Below are 23,139 nucleotides of genomic sequence, written 5' to 3'. Positions count from 1 at the left end.
ATGGCGCTGTTGAGTATTCCGGCCCAGAGCCGGATTTCCCGGATCCTCGCCAACCTGTTGCTGTTGGTGCTGGTGGTGTATTTGGCCAACACTCTCGCCCGGATGACCTGGTTATACGCCTGGGACGACCGGCCGGTGCCAGACGCGCCGGTCGCAGCCGGTGCAGGCAGTCTGTCAGGCGGTAGCCGTTTGACGACGTCCATAGCCGTTTACGATTTCTTCGGGCGGTCTGAGCGACCGGTCGAGGTGGCCGATGCGGTTCGCCGCTCGGCTCCGGAAACCCGGCTTCGGCTCCGGCTGGAAGGGGTACTTGTCGCACAGCGCCCGGAGGACTCCGGTGCTATAGTTGCTGGGAGCAATGGAGAAACCGCATATTACCGGGTAGGGGAGATGCTACCCGGCAATGCCGAGCTGGCCGAAGTGGAACCCGGGCGTGTTCTGATTCGTCGGGGTGGGCGATACGAATCCCTGACTTTCGAGGAGCAGTCGTCTGAACTGGTTGCAGAAGTGACCGAGGAGCCTGCAGAATCATCACCGGATGAGTTCCTGGCCAGCGCCCGTGAACAGATTGACAGCCAGGGCATTGCCGCACTGGCGCCTTTCGGGTTGAGCCCGGTGGACAATAGCGGCATGTCCGGTTACGTGTATGACGGCTCTAACGCCATGCTTAACGCCGTCAACCTGCAGGCCGGGGACGTGATAACGGCTATCAACGGTCAGCGGCTGGGCGATATCAGCCAGGATAAGGCCCTGCTTGAGAACTGGCGCGGCCAGGCCCAGCTGGAGATAGAAATCGAGCGTGACGGATCCATCCTCACCATCAGTTATGCCATACCCGAGCAGTGGCGCTGACCGGGTTCATCGAAACAGGACGAAATCGCCAGATGTATAACCACAAGATCAATGTTTTGCGGGCCATTGTCCTGCTTTTTCTCCTTCCCTTTATGTCCATGGCTTATGGGCAGGAAGCCGAGACATGGCGGCTGAACCTGAAAGACGCCGATATCCGTGCGTTCGTGACCCAGGTCGCGGACATTACCGGGTACAGTTTTGTGGTGGATCCGCGGGTAAAGGGCAAGGTAACGTTGCTCTCCAGCGCGCCCATGAACAAGGACGAAATTTACGATCTGTTCCTGGCGGTCTTGAATGTTCACGGTTTTACCGCCATCCCGGGCGCAGAAGTGATCAAGGTGGTGCAGCAGGTTGATGCCAAACAGTCGGCAGAGATTCTGGAGCGCTTTCCCGAAACCCCCTCCGAGCAGCTGATCACGCGGGTTATCCAGATCGACAACGCCAACGCCCTGGAGCTGGTGCCGATTCTGCGCCCCCTGGTGGCGAAATACGGCCATCTGGCCGGGGTGGCCGCCGCCAACGCCCTGATCATCAGTGATCATTCTTCCAATATCCAGCGCATCGAGCAGATTGTCCGGGAGCTGGATAGCCCGTCCAAATACGAAGTGGAAGTCATCCAGCTTCAGGAAGCCTGGGTGGGTGATATGGTGACCCTGCTGCAGGAACTGGCCCCGGATGAACTCGGCCGGGCCGGCGGCGACAATGCCGCCAGAAAATACAGCGTCACGGCAGATGAGCGCAGCAACCGCCTTATCCTGCGGGGCGATGAGACCTTCCGCGAAAAGATGCGCGGCCTGATTCGACAGCTGGACCAGCCCTCTGCCACCGGCGGCACCACCAAGGTCCTGAGGCTGAAACACGCCGACGCCAAAAACCTGACTGAGATCCTGAAGGGTGTGATGGGCGAGCTGGTGAAAGAAGGTACCGGTTCGGGAGGCGGCGGTGCCGCCAAACCGCAAAGCAGCTTTGCCGTGTTTGCGGATGAGGGGCTGAACGCGCTGGTGGTGAGGGGTGAGCCATCCCTGATGCAGGAAGCCGAACAGATTGTTGCGGCGCTGGATGTGCGCCGTGCCCAGGTGATGATTGAGGCGGCCATTGTCGAGATCAGCGACGAACTGGGCCAGGATCTGGGCGTCCAGGTTGCGGTCGGTGACGAGTCCGGCGAATCCACGCCGGTTGCCGGCACCAATTTCGGTAACGTGGGTCGCAGCCTGGGTGAGGTGCTCAGCGCGATTCTGACCGGATCCGCCATCACGCCGGCTACCGGTGGTATCACCATCGGCGCCGGCCAACGGAACGAAAATGGTGTGAGCTGGGGGGTTCTCCTGCAGGCACTGTCTACGTCTGCTGCTGCAAACCTGTTGTCCACGCCAAGCATTATTACGCTGGATAACCAGGAGTCCGAGATCATCGTGGGCCAGAATGTCCCGTTCCGCACTGGCCAGTCGACGGTTGTCGGTGACGGCACCACCAATCCATTCACCACCATCGAGCGTCGCGATATCGGTCTGACCCTCAAGGTTACCCCGACCATCAGTGCCGACGGCCTGGTGCGTCTGGTGGTGGAGCAGACCACAGAGAACGTGGCAGACAGCATCGAGGACGCCTCGGATATCGTCACCAACAAGCGGGAAATCAAGACCACAGTGCTTGCAGATGACGGTGAGACCATCGTGCTGGGCGGTTTGACCCGGGATGATTACCAGGTCAACAGGAGCAAGGTGCCCCTGCTGGGTGACATCCCGTTCGTTGGTCGCCTGTTCTCCTCCGAATCGGAGCGCCGGGTGAAGCGCAACCTGCTGGTGTTCCTGCGCCCCAAAATCATGCTGGGCAAGGAAGAGGCCGTTGCGGCTACTTCCGACAAGTTCAATCAGCTTTGGGACGTCAATCTGAACATCCGGGAGAAGCTGGGTATCCCCACCGAAGAGCAGCGTCCGACAGTGGACGCGCTGTTTGAAGACGGCAGCACCCGGGTAAAGTAAGCGCTCAGACAGCCAGTGGCGGCATCGGGCAATCCATCTGGTCCGCCACCAGCCGCATCAGTTCGTACTCCCGGGTTTCCACTTTCCCGTCGCGGGTAATGCAGTGCCCACAGGCATCGATGATTGCCGGTTTCAGCAGCGGTGAAAGACCGTTCAACGCGGTCAACGCTTCCCGTAGCTGGCGCATGGTGACTTTTTCCAGAACTGGCTCCACTCCATCCTTCGCATTCATGAAGCCGGCCATGGCCTCCCGATAGAGCTTCTCGGCGTCAGATTGGGACTCAGACCCAGCCCTTGCCATCAAGCTCAGGAGCCTCTGGAGGGCCGGCATGACCGGTTTGTAGCTCTTATAGCGCACCGGTACCACTCTGGCTGCTTCGTCGCCCAGGTGGCGTGACAGGAAGCTTGTCAGAGCGAGTTCAAACAGGGTAACCCGGTTATCCGCCGCCACAAGTTTCTGGACATTGGTAATGAGCAACTCCCGCTCTTCCGGGTCCAGCTTGCGAAGGGCAGGCATGGCCAGCTCCAGGGCAGGGAAACGGACGCCATCGCCGATGGTTTTCAGTGCCGGCAGCAGTTTCTCGAGTAGATCCGGCTGGCTGCCCAATACCGGGTGTGCCGGCAGCAGGTTCAGCCGTTCCGTTTGCTGTGGACGCGGCAGTTCGCTGATCAGCATGGCATAGCAGAGCTGCGTGGCCCCGGCCCGGGTGTACAGCAGGTTTCGGAAGGTGGCTGGCAGGCGTTCCAGAAAACGCAGGGCGAAATCTTCGCTTTGCCGGTTGATAGTGCCGACCTGATCTGAAAATTTCCGGGCCGGTTTTATGGTTTTTTCCGGGCTGGATGCAAGCGGTGAGGTTCTGCCACTCCTGCCGGTAACCGGCCCGAGTATGTCAGTTGCCGCGCCACTGAACCCGGACGCGCCCGCTTCTGGTGCTCCAGAGCCTCCCCGGTAGAGATCGGCGCCTGGTTCGGTATCCCTGAGCCGGCTTCGCAATCTGGCCAGCATGCCGGGCTGAATGGCATTGATTCGCTCATCTATGGGCGGGTGGGATGCCAGCAAAGAGGTGAACTTCATCCGCGCACTTTCGCCAAAACACATGTGATTCATGTCGCTGGCGTGGCTGGTTGTGTCCAGGTAACCGCCCTTCATTCCGATCTTGAACAGCGCTCCGGCAATGCCTTCGGGATTGCGGGTAAATTGCACGGAGGATGCGTCTGCCAGCATTTCGCGTTGCCTGGAGACCGCTGCCTGTATCAGCCGGCCAAAGAAAACGCCCACATAGCCAATCACAAAGAGGGCCAGACCAATGATGCCCATGGCCGCCTGGGCCCGACCGTCCCGTGATCGACCCACCCGGTGGCCGCGGTAGAAGGATGCGCGCAGTAGAAAGCCGCCAATCTGTCCGATCATCAGGATGCCGGCAAGCAGGGCAATGAGCCGAACGTTCAGCCGCATGTCGCCGTTGAAAATATGGCTGAATTCATGGGCGACCACGCCTTGCAGTTCGTCCCGGGATAACTGGGTGATGGCGCCGTGGGTGACGACCATGACGGCCTCACCGGGAGTGTAGCCGGCCACAAAAGCGTTGATGCCGGTTTCCTGATCCATCACATAGAGTTCCGGCACCGAGACACCACTGGCAATAGCCATTTCCTCAACGATGTTGCGCAGTTTGCGCTCGTCACTGTCGCGGGTATCGGGGTCAATGGGTCTGGCGCCAACCATTTTGGCGACCCGGTCGCCACCTCCGGCCAGATCAACCCAGCGGAGCAGGGAGCCCAGAACAATCAGGGAAACAACCGTAACGGCGGTCAGCAGGCCATGATTGGAGAGCAGCCAGTGGTGGAACGCAAGACCGGAGGATTCACTACGGGTTACGAAATAACCCACAAGGCAGACAGCAAGCGTGATAAACGCGACCGCCGTCAGGAAAAGAAAAACCAGCAGACTGGTGTTGCGCCGGGCATGGGCCTGGCGCTGAAAGAAACCGGGGTGAGCCATGCCTCAGGGCCTCAGAAGGCCACTTTCGGTGCCTGGCGGGCTTCCGGTGATTCCAGTTCCAGTTGCGACGTTTCCTTGAAGGCGAACATGCCGGCAACAAAGTTGTTGGGGAACTGCTCACGGAAAATGTTGTAGCTCATCACGCCATCGTTATAGGCCTGGCGCGCAAAGGCGACGCGGTTCTCGGTACTGGAGAGTTCTTCCATCAGTTGCTGGATGGTTTCGTTGGCCTTCAGTTCCGGGTAGTTTTCCGCCACCGCGTAGAAATTGGCAAGCGCCTTGGTGAGCAGGTTTTCGGCGCTGCCCAGGCGTTGGATCTTGGTTCCATCGCCGGGATCCTTGGCGGCGTCTTTTTGGGCGCTGACCGCATTGTTGCGGGCTTCCATCACCTGGGTGAGGGTGCTTTTTTCGTGGGTCAGATAGGCTTTTGCCGCTTCCACAAGATTCGGAATAAGGTCGTGCCGACGCTGCAGTTGAACATCAATCTGGGCAAACCCGTTTTTGAACTGGTTGCGCAGGGAAACCAGGCGGTTGTAGATAAAGACCAGATAGAAAACAATGACGGCGATAACGATCAGGCCGATAACAGTGGTTCCCATGGCAACTCCTAGAGGTAGTGGTTCAGAGGTTATTTTCCACGATCTGCTCGTGAAAACCTTTAACGAAGGTCTCAAATTCACGCGGCGGCAACGGTTTGCTGAAGAAATAGCCCTGGGCGAGCTTGCAGCCACGCTGGCTCAGGTAATATTCCTGCTCTGCCGTTTCCACCCCTTCAGCAACCACTGACAGGTTCAGACTCTTGCCAAGGTCGATGATGGTATTGGCGATTCGGGTATCTTCCTCATTGACCAGCAGATCGCGGATAAACTGTTTGTCGATCTTCAGATGCTGTACCGGCATCTGTTTGAGGTAGGTCAGTGACGAGTAGCCGGTTCCAAAGTCGTCCACCGCGATGCTTATTCCCGCTTTGTTGAGTCTGTGGAGTTTGGCTACGGCGTCTGACAGGTTGGTCATGAAGCTGGTTTCTGTTACCTCCAGCTCCAGCCGCCCGGCCGGTATCTTGTGTCGTCGCAGGGTATCGAGAATATCATCGACAATGCTTTCCTGGCGCAGCTGAACGGCCGAGAGATTAACAGCAATACGAAGCGGCGAGCCGTCCGAGGCCCAGCGAGCTGCCTGCCAACAAGCCTGGTCCAGAACCCACTGGCCAATTTCCACGATAGAGCCGTTTGCTTCGGCCACCGGGATAAAGAAGTCGGGGGGAACCGTGCCACGAGTCGGGTGCTCCCAACGTAACAATGCCTCTGCCCCGATTACCCGTTTGCTCTCCAGATTAATCTGGGGCTGGTAAACCAGATGAAATTGGTGATTACCAAGAGCCTGGGACAAATCCTTTTCCAGTTGCTTCCGGTCCCGGATTTCCTGGTCAATGCTGGCGACATAGAACTGGAAGTGGTTGTGACCGTTCTGCTTGGCCAGGGTCATGGTCTGTTCGGCACTCTGAAGCAGTCGGTCTGCCTTGCTGGTGTCGGAGGGGTAAAGAGCAACCCCCAGGGTGGCGCTGATTGAGATGTTCTGGTCTTCGACCAGCATGGGCTCATTGACACAGGCCAGGATTCGCTCAGCTGTGTCTGCTGCTTGAAACCCGTCCCGAAGTCCTTTCTGGACAACCACGAACTGGTCGCTGCCGAGGCGTGCAATGGTGAAGCGGGCATTGTCCAGTTTGTTGGTCAGGCGGTCGGCAACGGTCTGTAGAATAAGGTCCCCGGACCGGAAACCGCACTGCTCGTTCACCGATTTGAAATCGTCGATGCCGCAGACAATCAGCGACAGTTGGGCGTTGCGCCTGGCGGCATCCTCAATATCCCGCACCAGCAATTCCATGAAGGTATCCCGGCTGGGCAGGCCAGTGAGCTGGTCGTAACGTGAGAGACGGCTCACCCGGTCCTCCGCCTCGCGATGACGTTTCTGGCTGTCACCAATGGCCACCAGGAGGTTATTGGTTGCGTTGACCCAGAGGCCAAGTTCGTCGCTCTGGTGGCCGGATGGCGTGGTGACCAGGCGGTCATCCGGGTGCGCAGGATCCACCTGCCTCACGGAATTGACAATTCGGAGGAGGGGGCGCGTCAGGAGCAGGTGGAATACATAGAACAACACCATGCCGAGAATGAGAGCTGTGGCCATGCCGGAAGCGAAAGTGACAGCCGCCCTGTCCAACCAGGTGCGGGCCGCTGCTGCAGTGTCGTAGTGAACGTCAAGAAAGCCGTAGACGTCTTCCGGATTACCCTCGCGGAAAAGCGGTTCCCGATAGAGCCGGTCGGCGTCGAAAATCGGATCGGTGACCGGGCGGAAAGCGGTTTCCTGGAGTGGACGGCTGCGATCTCCCAGTGAGTCGCCGTCAGGGTGGACGATGCGGGCCATGTGGACCGCTTCCTTGGCGAAGAGGCCGTCCACGACTTGTTGCGCGAGTTCGGCGTCGATGCTGAACACCGCCTGGGTGGCTGCGTCTTTCACCATCGCGATGGTTTGCTTGGCATCGCTATCCAGCCCTCTGGACACGCGTTGGGCGTCCAGGATGACCTGTATGGCACTGACAACGACGCCACTGGCAAGGGCCACCGCAAGAATCCACCGTAAGATTCGATAGCCCAGGCGATGTTCAACCTCGAAGGAGTTTTGCATTCAAGCCTGTCTTGTTCCGGTTTTTGCAGAGCCGCTGATCTGCAAGGTTCAGGGCAAAGGTGTCGCACTTTGGGTGATGTGCGTGGGGGCTCACCCTGATGGTTGTTTCCAAGTATGGTTCAGGTTCGCGATATCTTCATGGAGTATCGGCGATTTTTCCAAAGATTTCAGAGTGTGCTTGTATCAAATTGTAATTGCTTGGGTATAGCAGACACAAAAACGCCCGCCAGGGGCGGGCGCTTGATCACAGTCGTTTTAGACTGAGTCTGGAAGCGAGGCCGGGATCAGGCCAGGTTTTCGTTTACGAAATCCCAGTTCACCAGGTTCCAGAAAGCTTCCAGGTAGTTCGGGCGGGAGTTGCGATAGTCGATGTAGTACGCGTGCTCCCAGACGTCGACGGTCAGTACCGGCTTGTCGGCACCGGTCAACGGCGTTTCAGCGTTGCTGGTATTCGCGATGGCAACGGAGCAGTCCGCTTTTTTCACCAGCCAGGTCCAGCCAGAACCGAAGTTGTTGGCTGCTTTGTCATTGAATTCTTTCTTGAAATCTTCAAAAGAACCGAACGCCTTCTCGATCGCTTCCTTGGCAGCACCGGTGGGTTCACCACCGCCGTTCGGGCTCAGGCAGTGCCAGTAGAAGGTGTGGTTCCAGACCTGTGCGGCGTTGTTGAACAGCGGGCCGCTGGCACTCTTGATGATGTCTTCAAGAGATTTGTTGGCGTTGTCCGTACCTTCGATCAGGCCATTGAGCTTGGTGACGTAGGTGTTGTGATGCTTGCCGTAATGGTACTCGAGCGTTTCCTGAGAGATGTGCGGTTCCAGTGCGTTCTTTTCGTAGGGCAGTGCGGGAAGTTCAAATGCCATGAGGTCGTTCTCCCTGTCTCTCTGTTTATGTTGATGTTCGTTACCCCAATATAGGGTCGATTTGAGTCAGATCAACCCTTTGGTGCTAAAGAACTTTTAAACTCTGGGCTGCCCGGCAGGAACTGGGCGCAGTTCTTCACCCGCCAGACAAGCTCTTCGTAGCTGTCGGCCAGTATGTTTACGTGGCCCAGCTTCCGACCCGGTCGTTCACCCTTATTATAGAGATGAACATGGGCGTAGGGCAGTTCGAGGATTCGCTCGATGTCGCCGTGCTCTCCGATGATATTGATCATGCAGCTCAAACCACGTGGAGCAACATTGCCAAGAGGGTGCCCGCTTACCGCGCGAATGTGGTTCTCGAACTGGCTGGTCATCGCGCCTTCGATGGTCCAGTGTCCCGAGTTGTGAACCCTCGGCGCCATCTCGTTGGCGACCAGGCCATCGGTTGTCTCGAACAACTCAAGCGTTAATACGCCGACATAGTCCAATTCGTTCAGTAGTGCCTTGATGTACCGCTCCGCATCTTCCTGAACGTGCTTCTCGAGCTTCGGAGCAGGCGCAATGGAGTAGCGCAGAATCCCCTCGTGGTGGGTGTTCTCCGCCATCGGGTAGAAGGCCAGCTCACCGTCTTCAGCGCGAACGGCGATGATCGACACTTCCCGGTGAAAGTCGACGAACTTTTCCACGATAAGGCGGGGGTGGCCGATGGAGGTCCAGGCGGCCTCGGCGTCCTCAGGCGATTTGAGTACGGCCTGGCCTTTGCCGTCGTATCCTTCGGTGTTGGACTTCGCTACCACCGGGCAGCCAAGTTCCTCGGCCGCGGCTTTCAACGAGGCGGCGCTATCGGCAATTTTCCATTCTGGCGTGGGGATGCCCAGCCCGCCGAACAGAGTCTTTTCCGCTTCCCGGTTCTGACAAACCTGCAATGCCCGGGGGCAGGGGTGAACCGGTTTGTGAGCAGCAATTTTCTCGGCCACGTTTACTGGCAGGTGTTCGAACTCATAGGTAACACGGTCGACCCGGGAGAGGAAATCATCCAGGTACTGGCCCTCGCGGTCGATGATGACTTCACCAAGGCCGGCACTGGGGCTGCCGGACATGTCATAGAAAACAAAGGTCTTGGCCAGTGGGTATCCGGCCAGTGCCAGCATTCTTCCCAGTTGGCCGGCGCCCAGTACACCAATTCTCATTCGAGTTCTCCTGCCTGTTACTGGTCCCGAGGATCAGGATTGTCCAGAATCGTTTCGGTCTGTGTGGCCCGGAACTGCTCAACCGCTTTGCGTACGCTGTCGTCTGAGGTGCCGATAATCTGCGCTGCCAGCAGGCCAGCGTTGGTTGCGCCGGCTTTACCAATAGCGAGGGTGCCGACGGCGATGCCGCCTGGCATCTGGACGATGGAGAGCAACGAATCCAGTCCATTCAGGGTTTTGGACTGAACAGGAACACCAAGGACCGGCAGGGCGGTTTGTGAGGCAACCATGCCCGGCAGGTGCGCTGCGCCGCCGGCGCCCGCAATAATGACTTTCAAGCCGCGGTCTGCGGCCGTTTTGGCGTAGTCAAAAAGCAGATCCGGTGTGCGATGGGCCGAGACGACTTTGGTTTCATAGGGCACGCCAAGTTTTTCGAGCATGGTGGCGGCGTGTTCCATGGTGGGCCAGTCGGATTTGGAGCCCATGATGAGTCCTACAAGCGGCTGCATATGCAACAGTCCTGTGATAATTGGAAAGCCGGCCATTGTATGTTTTGGCTACTTACCATGCAACAAACCTTGGTGGAAGGCGCAGTTGAGAGGCCTTTTCCGGAAACCGCTACGAGCACATCCATGTGCGCTTGACTGAAGCCATCCTTGGCTTCAGACATTTCCGGAAAAGGCCTCTCAACTCCGCCCCGAACGCTCTGGAAGATTTGGCATGAGCGCGGCTTCATTTTTACCTGCGGGTAAGTACAGGTATTATCAGACCTTATTATTTTAACCGTCCATACTCAGGAGCTGTAATGGAACCGATCCGTCCAGATGATGATGAGTTGAGGGCTGAACGACCGATTGGTAGTGCCGAGTCGAAAAAGGCAGCGGAAAGAAAGTCCAGGCCAGCGTCCGGAGGGAAAGGCGAACCGTCGACACCAGCGAAGCCTCCCAAAGGTGGCAAGGGCGGTAACGGAAGTGGCGGCAGCAATGGTCGCGGTAGCTCGGCAATGCTGTGGGTGTTGTTGATTGTGCTGGCCGTTGCCGCGGGTGCTGGCTGGTACTCCCAGGAGCAGCGGGTTCAGGCGTTGGAAGGGCAGCTTGAAGAAGCGGATTACTGGGCGCGGCAGAGCAAGCTGGCGCTTGCTCGGTTTGAGGGCGAGCTTTCGGAAACGGGGGAAAACCTTCAGGAGAGGGGCGCTACTCTGGAGGAGCAGATCGCGGCGCATACGAAGCGTCTGGATACGGCAGACAGTGAGATCCGGAAACTCTGGGCCATTGCCAATGAACGCAACAAGAAGCGCCTGGATGAGCAGCAGGAACGGATTGCCGCGTTGGAATCCGGCCTTGCTGAGGGCAAGCAGGCCATTGGTTCGCTTGAGACGTCGGTTGAAAAGGTCCGGTCCTCGCTTTCCGCCGATATTGCAGCCCTGAAACAACAAACGGAGACGTCGATTGCAGCGCTGCAGGATGCCAACCGGCAGGCGACGGATCAGTTGACGAAATTGAGCCAGCAGCTGGCGGATGTGGATCAGGTGATCGAGAGCCGTATCCGGCGTTTTGAGCAGGAGCAGAAGCTGGGAATCAGCGGCATGGAGGGTCGGATCTCGGCCCTGGAGCGGGAGACCGATGAGCTGGCCGATGATGGCCGGGTTCAGGCGCTCCGTAATGAGGTGGCCAGTCTCAAGCGCACGGTTGAGTCTATCGATGCCTCGCGGTCACAACTGACCTCCCGTCTGGTTCGGCTGTCTGAAGAGGTGAATCAGTTACGGAGCCAGATCAGCGGGCAGTAACTGCCCGTAGCGTGGTCCAGCAATCGGCATTTCGGGTTTTGTAACGGTTTGTAGCCATCCCTTGCGGTAGCTCTCATTTCTGTTTTTGTGCAGTTGTTAAGATCAGGCAACTCGCAATCAGGATGAAGAGTTAACAACAATGAAAACCCGAGTGCCTTCCGTTTTTCTTGTTCCCCGGCTTCTGGCAGCGATGTGGCTGTTGCTGGCGTTGCCGGGCTGTACGGTTTATCAGTCCATCGGCAAAAGCGTCGGGTCGTTCCTGCATCCGGTTTCCGGGCATGACTTCGTTCATATCGACAACGATAGCTGGGATCGGCGCAACGCGGTGCTGTACTTCTACAGGACACACTCCCAATGGGCGGCTGATGAAATTGAAGCGCCCAGTGTCTACATAGATGACACCCACTATTTCAACATTCGCAACGACAGCTTCACCTGGCTTGAGGTAAGCCCCGGAGAGCGCCACATTGCCATGCGCCGACCTTTGCTTGGTCTGGAGGGCATGAACTCCTTCAGTCTTAGCCTGATCGCCGATGCCACGCTGGACGTTGAGCCAGGACAGATCTATTACCTGCGTTATAACGAGCTTTCGGAACCGGGCCAACGGCATCCGGACCTGGATCCGGATCATTCGCTGAATCAGGGCGACCTCCAGCTGGTGACGCGGGAATATGCCATGCAGGCAGAGGAGATTGTTTCCACCCGTTTTCTGAACAGTGATCTGTTGGCGCCAAACCACGCGGCTACCTCCATTGTGGAAGTGAACGAAGACCTGGATTACGAGCGGCAACTGGTGCTGCTGGAGGAGGAGCGTGAGCTCGAGATCGAGCGCCTGAAGCAGGAGGGCAAGTACGAATCCACGTCCTGGTTCTGGCCGTTCGGCGGTGGTCCCACGGTTCCCCTGGAAACGGATCGGAAAATCGACAGGTTGGAGCGTGAGTACGCCAAGTTGGAGCAGGAACGTGAGCGTCGGGAAGAAGCAGAATCCGGTGGTGGCTGGTGGATTTTCTGAGTGCTGACTAGACTGACGGCAGGTGAAGGACTCGGGAAATTAAAACAATGGCTCTCAAGGATTCTCTTCGACTCAGATTTGAAAAACTGGCCGATGATGTGGTCCCCCAACTACTCGATAGCTGGGGCGATCTGCAGAAACGGCTTGATGACCTGAACTGCTCCCTGGCCAATCGGGCGGTTCCGGAAGACAGGCGCAGTCGTGTCAGTGAATTGTCCCTGCAGGAGAAGGCTCAGCAGGCGGGCCAGAATCGCCCGGCCATACGGGCAGTCAAAACCGCTAGCAAGACCTCGGGTAAAAACTGAATTTGCTTAAAAACTGTACGCTTTTGAATGGCTTGCAGGTTTTTTTATAAAATTGCCGGAAAATATTTGACACCGTCAGCCAAATGCTTAAAATGCGCCTCTCACTTGGTTGAGACAGCACGGCTGGCAAGCAAGTGAATGCCTTTTTAGATTAGATAGGAAGGCTTGAAAGTGGGTGGTTAGCTCAGCTGGGAGAGCATCGCCCTTACAAGGCGAGGGTCACTGGTTCGATCCCAGTACCACCCACCACTTTCAGTTGCATCACCGGATCACCCCATCCGGTTTCAGGTTCGGGCCCAAGGGCCGGAATTGATGCGGAGCGGTAGTTCAGTTGGTTAGAATACCGGCCTGTCACGCCGGGGGTCGCGGGTTCGAGTCCCGTCCGCTCCGCCACTTTTATTTATGAAGTATTCCCGGGTGGTTAGCTCAGCTGGGAGAGCATCGCCCTTACAAGGCGAGGGTCACTGGTTCGATCCCAGTACCACCCACCAAAATTCCAAAAAAGGGCCGATCCGCGAGGATCGGCCCTTTTTTACTTTCCAATCAAAGACTGCCCACAAACGCGCACAACATTGCCATTCACTCCATTGGAGGCAGGGCTGCAGTACCAGGCGATGGCCTCGGCCACATCCACCGGTTGCCCGCCCTGGGACAAGCTGTTCATCCGACGACCGGCCTCTCGGATGGTGACCGGCATGGCGGCGGTCATCCGGGTTTCGATAAACCCGGGGGCGACGGCGTTGATGGTGATGCCGTTTTTCAGTTGCCGGGCCATGGCTTCCACGTAGCCGATCACTCCGCACTTGGCGGTTGAGTAGTTGGTCTGTCCGAAGTTGCCGGCGATGCCGCTGATGGAGGAAATACAGACAATGCGTCCGTTTTCTTTCATGAGCTCCCGCTTTGCCAGTTCCTCGTCGATCAACTCCTCCGCGGTCAGATTGACTGCGATGGTCATATCCCAGAAGTGCTCCGGCATGTTGCCAAGGGTCTTGTCGCGGGTGATGCCGGCATTGTGAATGACCAGGTCGACGCCGCCGAAATGCTCTTCGATGAAGTCGGCGATCAACTTTGGTGCTTTGTCGTCGGTAATGTCGCAGGCCAGAGCCTTCCCGTTGATAGCGGATGTGACCTTTTCCAGTTCTTCCATGGCCGGCGGAATGTCGAGGCCGATCACGGTGGCGCCGTCCCGGGCGAGGGTTTCAGAAATGGCAGCACCGATACCCCTGGACGCTCCGGTGACCAGTGCCACCTTTCCAGTCAGTGGTGCGACGGGATTGGTGGCAGGGGCAGCGTTGCCTTTGCCGACCTTCACGACCTGGCCGGACACATAGGCAGAGCGGGCAGACAGGAAGAACCGCACGCTGGAATCCAGTTGCTTCTCTGCCCCTGGGGCCATCCACAGTAGGTTCGCCGTGGAGCCTTTCTTGCCGATTTCCTTGCCAACGCTGCGTACGAAGCCTTCGAGTGCCCGTTGCGCGGCGGCCTGCGGCGCCTTGCGACAACTGGCGGGATTCTGGCCGATTACCAGAACGCGGGCGTTGCTGCCCAGTTTTTTGATGGTGGGGTGGAAGAAGTCGTATAGTGCCCGCAGGTCGGCCGGACCTTTCAGGCCGGTGGCGTCAAACACCAGCGCCGAAAACTGCTGGTTGATGTCGGAGGCCAGGTCCAGCGGCCGGGCTTTGTTGCCGGCTTTCGATGAGTCCGCCAGGCGATTGCTTTCGCTGGCGTGATGAAGGGTGGCCGCGCTGGCGCCGAGAATACTGCCTAAAGTGGCAATGGCTTTTCCGCCGTTGGCGGCGCCGATGAGCACCTTGCCTTCGATAAATGGCTGGTCGGTGCGCTTCAGGCGCTTCAGGCGCTTCAGTGGCGCGGGCGCGGGGAGACCAAGGGATTGTGCGGCGGTTCTACCAACGGGGGTGTTTACCAGTCTAAGATAGAGGTCGGACATGGGGGCTTCCTTGTGGTTGCAATCGGTTCTCTGGATGCGGATTGTCTACAGGGTAAAGAATCGGACAGTTTTTGGATTGACTCAATGCCTGTAGGGTGTTGTCAGGGGTGCCAATGAGGCATTGTGCGTTGTCGCTACACTTGTTGCCAGCCTGGGTGCAGGGAGCATTGGGGGCTGGCCTCCCAAAACACGCTGTGAATACGTCCTTGTACGCTCGGCTCCGCCATCCATGGCTCCGCACGGTTTTGGGAGGCCAGCCCCCAATGCTCCATCCGGCAATGAAATTTTCCGCAAAAGGATTGGATTGATCATGGCAGAAGCATCGAAAACTCCACGCAAGAAAACCGCTACTTCAAAAAAGACCAGCACAGCCCCTTCGGGTATTCGCCGCGTAGCAGTGCTGGGTGGTAACCGGGTTCCGTTTGCGCGGTCCAATACCGCCTACAGCAAGATCAGTAACCAGGAGTTGCTGACATCCGCGCTGCGGGGGCTGGTGGATCGGTACAGTCTTCAGGGCAAGCGCCTCGGGGAAGTGGCGGCAGGGGCGGTGATCAAGCATTCCCGGGATTTTAACCTTACCCGGGAGTCGGCGATGAGTTGTGGTCTGGCGCCGGAGACACCGGCTTATGATATTCAGCTGGCCTGCGGGACGGGGCTGGAGGCAGCCATTCTGGTGGCCAACAGGATTGCCCTGGGGCAGATCGAATGTGGTATTGCCGGTGGTACCGATACCACGTCCGATGCGCCGATTGGTGTAAGCGAGGGGCTTCGGGAGATTCTGCTGGATCTGAACCGGGCCAAAACCACCGGCGAGCGGTTGAAGATTCTGGCGCGGTTCCGGCCCGCGCACCTCGTGCCCTTGGTTCCGGAGAACCGGGAGCCTCGCACCGGCATGTCCATGGGGGAGCATGCCCAGGTGATGGCCAGGGAGTGGGACATTCCCCGGGAAGATCAGGACAGGCTGGCCTGGGAGAGTCATCAGAAGCTTGCCAAGGCCTATGAAGAGGGGTTCTTTAAAGATTTGCTGACGCCGCTGGCGGGGCTGGACAAGGACAATATTCTGCGGCCGGATACAACCCTTGAGAAGCTGGCGACGCTCAAGCCGGTGTTTGACCGGGACAACGGCACCATGACGGCGGCCAACAGCACGGCGCTGACTGATGGCGCCTCCTGCGTGCTGCTGGCCAGTGAGGAGTGGGCGAAAGAGAATAACCATGAGGTGAAGGCGTGGCTGACGTTCTCCGAGGTGGCAGCGGTGGATTTTGTGGACAAGAAAGAGGGGCTGCTGATGGCGCCAGCTTACGCCGTACCCCGGATGCTGGAAAAAGCGGGGCTGACACTTCAGGATTTCGATTTCTACGAGATCCACGAAGCCTTCGCCTCGCAGGTGCTGTGTACTCTGAAAGCCTGGCAGGATCCCGCCTTCTGCAAGGACCGTCTGGGGCTGGACAAGCCGGTGGGCAGCATCGACCGGGACAAACTCAATGTAAAAGGCAGCAGCCTGGCCACCGGCCATCCGTTCGCCGCCACCGGCGGGCGCATCATTGCGACCCTGGCCAAGTTGCTGGAGGAAAAGGGCAGTGGCCGCGGCCTGATCTCCATCTGCACCGCAGGCGGGCAGGGGGTAACAGCGATTCTGGAGCGGTAAGTTTCCGGAAAACCGGAACTTTCCTTTGACAGTGCCAGGCTCAGCCCTTATCATGCGCGCCACGTTGATCAGGGGTTCCCTGAGCAACAACCAGTTTGATGCGGGGTAGAGCAGTCTGGTAGCTCGTCGGGCTCCCAATCCCGAGAAAGCCGGAGGGAGTCATCGACCTTCGGCTTATGAGCCCGACCAAGAGGCGGACTCAGTAGAAAGAATTGATGAAAAGTTTGATGCGGGGTAGAGCAGTCTGGTAGCTCGTCGGGCTCATAACCCGGAGGTCGTTGGTTCGAATCCAGCCCCCGCTACCATCTAAGAGAAAGGCAGATCAGTAAGCTACTGGTCTGCCTTTTTTATTTGTCCGCAGAAAGTTTCCCATTCCTGACTTGATTGAGGTCAAATCCCGATCCGGTTCGCTCCAATAATTCAGGTTGAACTCAGGTGACTGTGGTTTGCTTATCTCGCTGGAGATGCATGCCCGCTCCGGAGATCACACAATGGCAGTCGGGCGCAACCGCAGACGGAGGAGGGTTATATGGAATGGTTAGCGGAAAACTGGTTCTGGGTGGTTATCGGCATCCTGTTCGTGGCCATGCACATGTTCGGTCACGGTGGGCATGGTGGTCACGGCGGAGGCGGGCACGGCGGACATGGCGCGTCCGACAAGACGGACAAGCCGGACAAACCGGACAGCAATCAGGACCGACCCTCGGGTCATCGCCATTGATGGGAGTGGAACATGCTTAACACGAAACTGGTTACCTGGGCGCTGGGGTTGTTCGCAGCGGTCACCTTCATTGTCTGCGTTATCTATGGACTGGTAACGCCCCAAAGCCTGCATATGCATGCGTTTCTTGAGCAGGTATTGCCGGGATTCAAGTGGCTGACCTGGTGGGGATTTGTGGTCGGCCTGATTGAGAGTTTCCTATATGGCGCCTATGCCGGGCTGGTGTTCTGCCCGATCTACAATCGACTTCACCGTTACTTCGATGCCAAGCAAAGTGGGGACTGAGTCCGCCCCCGTCCACGCAACCACGGTTTAATCCCCCGGAGCACAACTGACCCTGGCAGGGGCACCACTCTGGTGAGCCGCGGCGCAGGTGAGCGGCGGCGCAAGGGCTATCAACGGACGCAGGCCCCGGTCTTAATAAGGAAGGAGACCCCATGAACAATGAAACCCCTGTCAGCCAGCTGCTATACGGCCCACTGCATACGGATGTCGAGGGATTTGATGCCCTGGCCGAGCTGGCCCTGGATATGCGTTCGTCATGGAATCATGCGACCGACCAGGTGTGGCGGCAGCTGGATCCCGAGTTGTGGCAAGCCACACGTAACCCCTGGGTCGTTCTGCAGACGGTCTCGCGGGAGAAGCTCCAGGGACTTCTGGCCGATCCGGCGTTCCGTAAAGACGTCGGGGACCTGGTGCAGGCCAGGCGAGATGCCGCTCGGGCGCCGGCGTGGTTTCAGCAAACCTACCCGCGGCCGCCTTTAACCTGTGCCGCTTATTTCAGCATGGAGTTCATGCTGAGCGAGGCCCTGCCCATTTATTCCGGCGGGCTGGGCAACGTGGCGGGCGATCAGCTCAAGGCCGCCAGCGATCTGGGTGTTCCGGTGATTGGCGTGGGGCTTCTCTACCAGCAAGGCTATTTTCGCCAGCTGATCGACCGGGACGGTGCACAGCAGGCGCTTTACCCGTATAACGATCCCGGCCAGTTGCCAATCATGCCGTTGCGTCATTCCAACGGGGAGTGGCTGCGGATACAGCTCGGCCTGCCCGGCCACCCGATCTGGCTGCGCGCCTGGCAGGTCCAGGTGGGCCGTGTGAAGCTTTACCTCCTGGACAGCAACGATGCGGCGAACTACCCGCCGTACCGGGGAATAACCAGTGAGCTTTACGGGGGCGCGCCGGATCAACGCCTGATGCAGGAGGTGATCCTCGGGATTGGCGGCTGGCGGTTGCTCGCCGCGCTCGGTATCGAACCGGAAGTCTGCCACCTGAACGAAGGGCATGCGGCTCTGGCCGTGCTGGAGCGCGCCCGCCACTTCATGCAGCGGACCGGTCAGCCGTTCGGCGTTGCGCTGGCCGCCACGCGCGCGGGCAATCTCTTCACCACCCACACGGCGGTGGCCGCTGGCTTCGACCGTTTCCCACCAGGCCTCATCGAGCACTGCCTGGGTGGCTACGCAAGCAACCAGCTCGGCATTACGCTCGACGATTTGCTGGCGCTGGGCCGCCGGAATCCGGACGATCCGGCCGAGGATTTCAATATGGCGTACCTGGCGATCCGCGGCAGCGGGGCGGTGAATGGCGTAAGTCGCCTGCACGGCAAGGTGAGCCGGCACCTGTTTGCGCCGCTGTTCCCGCGCTGGCCCGTGGATGAGGTGCCGGTTACGCACGTGACCAACGGCGTTCACATGCCGACCTGGGACTCGGCGGCGGCGGATGATCTTTGGACCGAGGCCTGTGGCAAGGAACGCTGGCTGGGGACCACGGAAACCCATGAGCAGCACATTCGCGCCCTCTCTGACGCCCGTCTCTGGCAATTCCGCACGGCGGCCAGTAAGGCGTTGGTTGACTACGTCCGTGATCGATTGTCCCGGCAACTGGCCGCCTCCGGCGAGGCGCCCGAGGCCGCTGATACTGCGAACCAGCTGTTTGATCCCGGGGTATTGACGCTGGGTTTTGCCCGCCGCTTCGCCACCTATAAGAGGCCGAACCTGCTGCTGCATGACCCGGAGCGCCTGCTGCGCCTGCTGACTGACCCGCAGCGCCCGGTGCAGCTCATTATGGCCGGCAAGGCTCATCCGCAGGACCGGGCGGGCCAGGCCCTGATCCGGCAATGGATGCAATTCATCCAGCGGCCCGAGGTGCGCGCCCGTGTGATCTTCCTGAGCGACTATGACATGCACTTGGGTGAGCACCTGGTGCAGGGCGTGGATGTCTGGCTCAACACGCCGCGCCGGCCCTGGGAGGCGAGTGGCACCAGTGGCATGAAGGTGCTTGTCAATGGTGGTATCAATCTGTCGGAATTGGACGGCTGGTGGGCGGAAGCCTACACTCCGGATGTGGGCTGGGCACTGGGGGACGGCCAGGAACATGGCGATGATCCGTTCCGGGATGCGGCTGAAGCCGATGCGCTGTACGACCTGCTCGAACGCGAAGTGATCCCCGAGTTCTATACGCGTGATGAACAAGGCATTCCCTCCGCCTGGGTGAACCGGATGCGCGAGAGCATGGCGCGGTTGACACCGCGCTTTTCTACCAACCGTACGGTGCGCGAATACACCGAGCAACACTACCTCCCGGCTGCCGCTGCATACCGTGAGCGGGCCGCTGGCAAAGGGGGAGTCGGCGCGGAACTGGTTGAATGGCGGCACGCGCTGGATCACAAATGGGCCGCGATACGCTTCGGCGACGTTGAGGTCGAGCCTGACGGTGAACAACACCTCTTCGAGGTTCAGGTCTACCTCGGAGACCTTGATCCGGAGGCCGTGCGGGTTGAGCTCTACGCCGACGGCAGGGACGGTAGCGCACCTGAACGGGTGGAGATGCAGCGCCTGCGGCAACCGACGGACGGCGAAAGCGGCTACAGCTATCGCGCAGCAGCCCCTGCGGCCCGCCCGGCGACAGACTATACCGCGCGACTCATGCCGCATCACAATGGTGTGGCGATCCCCCTGGAAGCTGCTCACATCCTTTGGCAACGGTGAGCGGGCGGGTATCGCGCATCCAGGAAGATCGCGAGTCGGGTTGGTGTCCTGGCGCGCAGGAGACACTCAGGAGAGATGAAAGCACGTATGACCAGGGAACACAGGTTTTCATGGCCGGTGCGCAGGCTTGCGCTGCTGGGGCTGGCGGGGGTTGCGGTGTTCGGGGCGGCAATTATCGCCCTGCACCTGACCGGCAGCGGGGTCGACTGGACCAGCGATTATGTCAGCGACCTGGCTAACCAGCCGTTTGGCTGGCTGTTCATGGTTGGCGCCTTCGTGCATGGCTGGGGTAACCTGGCGCTGACCCTGGCCCTGCGCGGCGCGCTGCGCCCGGGGCCGCTGCGGACCTGGTCGGTACTGCTGTTCGGCCTGGCCGCGGTCGGTATCCTGCTGGCGGCGTTGTTTCCCATCGAGGCACCCGGCCAGGCGCCGAACCTGCCCGGGCAGATACACCGGGGGGCAGCCAGCCTGGCGTTTGCACTGGAACTCGCCGCGCTGTTCGTGTTTTCAGCGGCCTTTCGCCGTCAGCTCGACTGGCGCCGCCAGCGCGCCGCCTCGCTGGTGCTGTCGGTGATCGCGGCGACGGCGGTGACGGCGTTCGTGATCGCCATTCAACTGGATATCGCGCCGGGCCTGGCGGAGCGTGTCGCGCTGGCGGTTTTCCTGGTCTGGGAAGTTTGGGCTTGCCTGCAGGTCATCCGGCCGCAACAGAAACCTGAGCCTGACCTGAAGCACTCCTATCCCTGACTTTGTGGAGGACCTGATCTTGAAAAACCTATACAAACCGAACAAGCCAGTGCCGGGCCGAGCCCGCCGGCGACGTGCCGACTCTGGAGATCCTGGCGGCGGTGGATATTCTGCGCCGCCACCTGCCCGAGCTCAGGGTGCGTGTGATCAACGTGGTGGATCTCATGACCCTGCAGGACCAGGCGGAACACCCGAACGGGCTGTCACACAAGGACTTCGACACCCTGTTCACGACCGATAAACCGATCATCTTCGCCTATCACGGGTATCCCTGGCTGATCCATCGCCTGACCTACCGGCGCACCAATCACAAGAACCTCCACGTGCGTGGCTACAAGGAGGAAGGCACCACCACGCCGTTCGACATGGTGGTGCGCAATGACATGGACCGTTTCCACCTGGTGGCGGATGTCATTGATCGGGTTCCGCAACTGGGGTCACGGGCCGCCTATCTCAAGCAATGGCTGCGTGACCGGCTGATCGAGCATCGGCATCACATCATCGAGCACGGCGTGGATATGCCGGAGATTACCCAATGGCGCTGGGGGGCAACCGCGGACCCCACCCGAAGTCAAGAATAATTCCCATGGCTACAGGCTCCCATGCCTGCAGCCAATAACGCTCGTCGCTGCGGAAAAGCCGGGTCGCTACTCCCGGCTTAACTCCACCTGCATCACATTGATACCTCCGGCGCGAAACATACCGGCACAGCTGGCCAGGTAAAACCGCCACTTTCGCACGAACATCTCGCTGTACCCGAGCGCCCGTATCGCCGGTATCTGTTCGTCGACGTTCGCCAGCCATTTTTCCAGCGTAATGGCGTAATCCTGCCCGAATTCGAACACATCGTTCACCACCAGGCCGCTATCGGCGGCAACAGCTTCAAAACGCTTTCTGGAAGGCAGCATACCACCGGGGAAAATATGTTCCCTCAAAAAGTCGTTGCCGGAGCGATATCGCTCAAATCGCTCCTCGGCAATGGTAATGGTCTGTATCATTGCCTTGCCGCCAGGTCTCAGGTAGTCGTGCACATCCCTCATGTAGGCGGGCCAGTACGATTCGCCAACGTGCTCAAACATCCCGATTGATACCAGGTAATCAAAGGGGCCGGACAGCTCCCGGTAGTCCTGTAAACGAACCTCGGCATTTTCCGCCAGTCCGGCGGACTCGAGTCGCTGGCGGGCATAATCCGCCTGTTCGCCGGACAGGGTCGCACCGGTCACATGGCATCCGTGTGTGGCTGCGATTTCCATGAAACCACCCCAGCCACAGCCTATTTCCAGAATGCGGCTTCCCGGTTCCGGTGCCAGTCGCTGAAGGATGCGTTCATATTTCGCTTTCTGGGCCTCGTAAAGCGAGAGGGACGTATTGCCGTCAAACAGGGCGCAGGAGTATGTCATGCTCCGGTCCAGCCAGAGCTGATAAAAGTCGTTGCCTAAATCATAGTGCTCCTGGACGTTCTTACGGCTGCGTTTCAGTGTATTGGAAGACAACCGGTGCCTGCACCAGTGCCATAACCTGAGCCATACGCTGGTGTGCAAAACCCGATCAAAAACAACGATATTGCCTGCGGCAAGGCGCATCAGGGCAAGCAAGTCGGGTGTGGACCATTTGCCTGCCATGTAGTCTTCGCCCAATCCCACGTCACCGTGGGTGATCAGGTGATCGATGACATCCCACTGCAGCAATGCCATTTCCGCATGCACACCGTCTTGTTTTCCTTCATGGCGGGTCGTCTTTCCATCCGGCCATGTAAGCGATAACGAACCGAACTGAAGAGATTTCAGCGCCTGCAGGAAAAGATTACGGTGAATTGCGCTCGTCTTTCCCGTTGGCTTTTCCCGGGACCCCAGGTGCCCGCCTTCCGGCAAGGATTCCCTGCTCATGCCTTTCCATCCTTACGCTGTTCCCAGCAAGTTTCAGTGGGTTAAAAAGTAGGTGGACTATCATTTATTAGGCAACTGCTGTTCGTCAAACCTTATCGGAAACTGCGACGCTTGCAGGAGTTACCGGAACTACGGAAGTCTTTTCCGGCCATCCGGACGTACTCCTGTATTTCCGGATGATCTTGGCTTACTTCGGCCCGGATCGATATCCAGGTTCACCAGGGCGCCCCTGTCGGCCAGGGAGTTGCCCAGGGTGCGATAACCCCCGGTGAGCTCATGCTCCACCGGGCACAGCGGATCCTCCAGCCATAAACCGACCCGGGCATTGCGGGCCATGGGGCCGCCCTCGACCAGATCCGGTCGGGACTGGGTGCCGGGCGGGCCGGGGATGTGGCCGCGGAAGGAAACCAGCGAGCGCGCGTTGCTTATCCGCTTCGCGGGCGCTGGCCAGTGCGCTGTGTTCATCCAGCGCCACAATCGCGTTGATGGCAGGGTTCTGGTCCCGGATTCTTTCCAGTAAGGCGGTAATCA

General features: G+C 59.0%; 20 protein-coding genes and 4 tRNA genes. 15 read left to right on the top strand and 9 right to left on the bottom strand.

Going from position 1 to position 23,139, the window contains the following annotated elements:
• Positions 1–852 (top strand): type II secretion system protein N, encoded by an 852-nt coding sequence (locus AC5JQH_RS02870; RefSeq protein WP_008171367.1) that lies wholly within the window; start codon positions 1–3, stop codon positions 850–852.
• A 32-nt stretch (positions 853–884) separates the two neighbouring features.
• Positions 885–2,834 carry a type II secretion system secretin GspD gene (gspD, locus tag AC5JQH_RS02865; RefSeq protein ID WP_493805254.1) on the top strand — a complete coding sequence of 650 codons (1,950 nt, stop codon included), beginning with the start codon at positions 885–887 and terminating at the stop codon, positions 2,832–2,834.
• 4 nt (positions 2,835–2,838) lie between these two features.
• Here gspD and AC5JQH_RS02860 read toward each other — a convergent pair whose 3' ends face one another.
• From AC5JQH_RS02860 to purE, 6 genes are all read right to left on the bottom strand, one after another.
• Entirely contained in the window at positions 2,839–4,836 is a 1,998-nt protein-coding gene (locus AC5JQH_RS02860; RefSeq protein WP_493805253.1) for a M48 family metallopeptidase, read from the bottom strand.
• 11 nt (positions 4,837–4,847) lie between these two features.
• On the bottom strand, positions 4,848–5,435 hold the full coding sequence (locus AC5JQH_RS02855) for a LemA family protein (protein WP_008171373.1): 588 nt from the start codon (positions 5,433–5,435) through the stop codon (positions 4,848–4,850).
• Positions 5,436–5,457: 22 nt separating this feature from the next.
• Positions 5,458–7,518, bottom strand: coding sequence for a putative bifunctional diguanylate cyclase/phosphodiesterase (locus AC5JQH_RS02850; protein WP_493805252.1), 2,061 nt, complete (start codon positions 7,516–7,518; stop codon positions 5,458–5,460).
• A gap of 284 nt (positions 7,519–7,802) precedes the next feature.
• A complete protein-coding gene (gene sodB / locus AC5JQH_RS02845; RefSeq protein WP_092030856.1) occupies positions 7,803–8,381 on the bottom strand; it encodes a superoxide dismutase [Fe] in 579 nt (192 codons plus the stop codon).
• A gap of 71 nt (positions 8,382–8,452) precedes the next feature.
• Positions 8,453–9,571: a 5-(carboxyamino)imidazole ribonucleotide synthase gene (locus tag AC5JQH_RS02840; RefSeq protein ID WP_092030854.1), complete on the bottom strand. Its 1,119-nt coding sequence runs from the start codon at positions 9,569–9,571 to the stop codon at positions 8,453–8,455.
• 17 nt (positions 9,572–9,588) lie between these two features.
• Positions 9,589–10,080, bottom strand: a complete 492-nt coding sequence (purE, locus tag AC5JQH_RS02835) for a 5-(carboxyamino)imidazole ribonucleotide mutase (RefSeq protein WP_008171382.1) — start codon at positions 10,078–10,080, stop codon at positions 9,589–9,591.
• A gap of 296 nt (positions 10,081–10,376) precedes the next feature.
• Here purE and AC5JQH_RS02830 point away from each other — a divergent pair, with 296 nt between their 5' ends.
• From AC5JQH_RS02830 to AC5JQH_RS02805, 6 genes are all read left to right on the top strand, one after another.
• Positions 10,377–11,357, top strand: coding sequence for a hypothetical protein (locus AC5JQH_RS02830; protein WP_288367665.1), 981 nt, complete (start codon positions 10,377–10,379; stop codon positions 11,355–11,357).
• Between the two features lie 139 nt (positions 11,358–11,496).
• On the top strand, positions 11,497–12,369 hold the full coding sequence (locus tag AC5JQH_RS02825; RefSeq protein WP_008171386.1) for a DUF2846 domain-containing protein: 873 nt from the start codon (positions 11,497–11,499) through the stop codon (positions 12,367–12,369).
• Positions 12,370–12,416: 47 nt separating this feature from the next.
• A complete protein-coding gene (locus tag AC5JQH_RS02820) occupies positions 12,417–12,674 on the top strand; it encodes a hypothetical protein (RefSeq protein WP_008171388.1) in 258 nt (85 codons plus the stop codon).
• Positions 12,675–12,847: 173 nt separating this feature from the next.
• A tRNA-Val gene (locus AC5JQH_RS02815) sits at positions 12,848–12,923 on the top strand.
• A gap of 67 nt (positions 12,924–12,990) precedes the next feature.
• A tRNA-Asp gene (locus tag AC5JQH_RS02810) sits at positions 12,991–13,067 on the top strand.
• Between the two features lie 22 nt (positions 13,068–13,089).
• Positions 13,090–13,165: transfer RNA gene (locus AC5JQH_RS02805), tRNA-Val, on the top strand.
• Positions 13,166–13,206: 41 nt separating this feature from the next.
• On the opposite strand, the gene AC5JQH_RS02800 is transcribed toward AC5JQH_RS02805, so the two are convergent.
• Entirely contained in the window at positions 13,207–14,622 is a 1,416-nt protein-coding gene (locus AC5JQH_RS02800; RefSeq protein WP_493805251.1) for a 3-oxoacyl-ACP reductase, read from the bottom strand.
• 310 nt (positions 14,623–14,932) lie between these two features.
• Between AC5JQH_RS02800 and AC5JQH_RS02795 the strand changes: the two genes are divergently transcribed.
• From AC5JQH_RS02795 to AC5JQH_RS02765, 7 genes are all read left to right on the top strand, one after another.
• The gene (locus tag AC5JQH_RS02795) at positions 14,933–16,270 is read left to right on the top strand and encodes an acetyl-CoA C-acetyltransferase (protein ID WP_075267570.1); all 1,338 of its coding nucleotides are present in this window, start codon (positions 14,933–14,935) and stop codon (positions 16,268–16,270) included.
• A gap of 228 nt (positions 16,271–16,498) precedes the next feature.
• A tRNA-Met gene (locus tag AC5JQH_RS02790) sits at positions 16,499–16,575 on the top strand.
• A gap of 224 nt (positions 16,576–16,799) precedes the next feature.
• Positions 16,800–16,991, top strand: coding sequence for a hypothetical protein (locus AC5JQH_RS02785; protein ID WP_053112515.1), 192 nt, complete (start codon positions 16,800–16,802; stop codon positions 16,989–16,991).
• Between the two features lie 12 nt (positions 16,992–17,003).
• A complete protein-coding gene (locus AC5JQH_RS02780) occupies positions 17,004–17,276 on the top strand; it encodes a DUF5676 family membrane protein (RefSeq protein ID WP_053112513.1) in 273 nt (90 codons plus the stop codon).
• A gap of 152 nt (positions 17,277–17,428) precedes the next feature.
• Positions 17,429–19,975 carry an alpha-glucan family phosphorylase gene (gene glgP / locus AC5JQH_RS02775; RefSeq protein WP_092030846.1) on the top strand — a complete coding sequence of 849 codons (2,547 nt, stop codon included), beginning with the start codon at positions 17,429–17,431 and terminating at the stop codon, positions 19,973–19,975.
• A gap of 75 nt (positions 19,976–20,050) precedes the next feature.
• Complete coding sequence (locus tag AC5JQH_RS02770; RefSeq protein WP_053112512.1) at positions 20,051–20,722, top strand: DUF998 domain-containing protein; 672 nt, start codon at positions 20,051–20,053, stop codon at positions 20,720–20,722.
• A 74-nt stretch (positions 20,723–20,796) separates the two neighbouring features.
• Positions 20,797–21,303, top strand: coding sequence for a phosphoketolase family protein (locus tag AC5JQH_RS02765; protein WP_008177429.1), 507 nt, complete (start codon positions 20,797–20,799; stop codon positions 21,301–21,303).
• A 66-nt stretch (positions 21,304–21,369) separates the two neighbouring features.
• On the opposite strand, the gene AC5JQH_RS02760 is transcribed toward AC5JQH_RS02765, so the two are convergent.
• Complete coding sequence (locus tag AC5JQH_RS02760) at positions 21,370–22,608, bottom strand: SAM-dependent methyltransferase (RefSeq protein ID WP_008177432.1); 1,239 nt, start codon at positions 22,606–22,608, stop codon at positions 21,370–21,372.
• Between the two features lie 129 nt (positions 22,609–22,737).
• On the bottom strand, positions 22,738–23,073 hold the full coding sequence (locus AC5JQH_RS02755) for a hypothetical protein (RefSeq protein ID WP_039882193.1): 336 nt from the start codon (positions 23,071–23,073) through the stop codon (positions 22,738–22,740).
• Positions 23,074–23,139: the final 66 nt, after the last annotated feature.

Source organism: Marinobacter sp. H13, from assembly GCF_059072335.1.
This window is presented reverse-complemented; position numbering and strand designations above follow the sequence as displayed.

Coding starts and splice junctions, on each gene's coding strand:
- AC5JQH_RS02870 (WP_008171367.1), top strand. CDS start 1: ATGGCGCTGTTGAGTATTCCGGCCCAGAGCCGGATTTCCCGGATCCTC.
- gspD (WP_493805254.1), top strand. CDS start 885: ATGTATAACCACAAGATCAATGTTTTGCGGGCCATTGTCCTGCTTTTT.
- AC5JQH_RS02860 (WP_493805253.1), bottom strand. CDS start 4,836: ATGGCTCACCCCGGTTTCTTTCAGCGCCAGGCCCATGCCCGGCGCAAC.
- AC5JQH_RS02855 (WP_008171373.1), bottom strand. CDS start 5,435: ATGGGAACCACTGTTATCGGCCTGATCGTTATCGCCGTCATTGTTTTC.
- AC5JQH_RS02850 (WP_493805252.1), bottom strand. CDS start 7,518: ATGCAAAACTCCTTCGAGGTTGAACATCGCCTGGGCTATCGAATCTTA.
- sodB (WP_092030856.1), bottom strand. CDS start 8,381: ATGGCATTTGAACTTCCCGCACTGCCCTACGAAAAGAACGCACTGGAA.
- AC5JQH_RS02840 (WP_092030854.1), bottom strand. CDS start 9,571: ATGAGAATTGGTGTACTGGGCGCCGGCCAACTGGGAAGAATGCTGGCA.
- purE (WP_008171382.1), bottom strand. CDS start 10,080: ATGCAGCCGCTTGTAGGACTCATCATGGGCTCCAAATCCGACTGGCCC.
- AC5JQH_RS02830 (WP_288367665.1), top strand. CDS start 10,377: ATGGAACCGATCCGTCCAGATGATGATGAGTTGAGGGCTGAACGACCG.
- AC5JQH_RS02825 (WP_008171386.1), top strand. CDS start 11,497: ATGAAAACCCGAGTGCCTTCCGTTTTTCTTGTTCCCCGGCTTCTGGCA.
- AC5JQH_RS02820 (WP_008171388.1), top strand. CDS start 12,417: ATGGCTCTCAAGGATTCTCTTCGACTCAGATTTGAAAAACTGGCCGAT.
- AC5JQH_RS02800 (WP_493805251.1), bottom strand. CDS start 14,622: ATGTCCGACCTCTATCTTAGACTGGTAAACACCCCCGTTGGTAGAACC.
- AC5JQH_RS02795 (WP_075267570.1), top strand. CDS start 14,933: ATGGCAGAAGCATCGAAAACTCCACGCAAGAAAACCGCTACTTCAAAA.
- AC5JQH_RS02785 (WP_053112515.1), top strand. CDS start 16,800: ATGGAATGGTTAGCGGAAAACTGGTTCTGGGTGGTTATCGGCATCCTG.
- AC5JQH_RS02780 (WP_053112513.1), top strand. CDS start 17,004: ATGCTTAACACGAAACTGGTTACCTGGGCGCTGGGGTTGTTCGCAGCG.
- glgP (WP_092030846.1), top strand. CDS start 17,429: ATGAACAATGAAACCCCTGTCAGCCAGCTGCTATACGGCCCACTGCAT.
- AC5JQH_RS02770 (WP_053112512.1), top strand. CDS start 20,051: ATGAAAGCACGTATGACCAGGGAACACAGGTTTTCATGGCCGGTGCGC.
- AC5JQH_RS02760 (WP_008177432.1), bottom strand. CDS start 22,608: ATGAGCAGGGAATCCTTGCCGGAAGGCGGGCACCTGGGGTCCCGGGAA.
- AC5JQH_RS02755 (WP_039882193.1), bottom strand. CDS start 23,073: ATGAACACAGCGCACTGGCCAGCGCCCGCGAAGCGGATAAGCAACGCG.